Below are 615 nucleotides of genomic sequence, written 5' to 3'. Positions count from 1 at the left end.
TTCCAGCGCCGCTTCGGCTTCCGCCCGCAGCAAGGACTCCCGCGAGCGCTCCTCTTCTTCCGCCGCGAGCCGCTCCTGGAGCCCCTGGACCTGCTGCTCGAGTTCGCGGCGCAGCGAGGCTTCCCGCTCCAGCGCCTCCGTGACGGCGCTCACACGCGCGTGAGCTTCCTCGAGTTGGCGCTCCGCCTCCTCCTGCTGGGCCTGCCACTGCGCCATCAGCGCGGGGACCGCGAAACCTCCGGCGCCTGGAGAAGGCGTCTCGACGACGGGCGGCGCCTCGAGCTCAGGGCTCGACGCCTGCTCCTCCGAGTCGAACCAATCCTCCCCGATGCTGCGAGGCTCCTCCTTCGGCGTGTCGATGGCCTCCCCATCGAACCAGTCATCCCCCACGCCCGACGCCTGCGGCGCCTCATCATCCTGGGACTGGGCCGACGCGGCTTTCAGCTCCGCCTCCAGCAACTCCCAGTTGGACGCGGAGACCGCCGCCGCGTCCTGCTCCTCAGCAGCCTGTTCCGGCTCCGGCGTGCCCGCGGGCTCACCGAGCGCCGCCTCCGTGCCCCACGTGTCTTCCGTCTCCGATGACGGCGATTGCGGCTCGGCGTCCGCCGCCTGCTC

At 71.7% G+C, this 615-nt stretch carries 1 pseudogene; it reads right to left on the bottom strand.

Features of this window, described 5'->3' with window-relative positions:
- A pseudogene (locus HNV26_RS38820) lies at positions 1-615 on the bottom strand (response regulator receiver protein); the annotation flags it as partial.

Source organism: Myxococcus xanthus (genome assembly GCF_013116825.1).
In the GTDB taxonomy this organism is placed as follows: domain Bacteria; phylum Myxococcota; class Myxococcia; order Myxococcales; family Myxococcaceae; genus Myxococcus; species Myxococcus xanthus_B.
The sequence above is the reverse complement of the archived record's forward strand: the minus strand, read 5'-3'. Positions and strand labels throughout refer to the sequence as shown.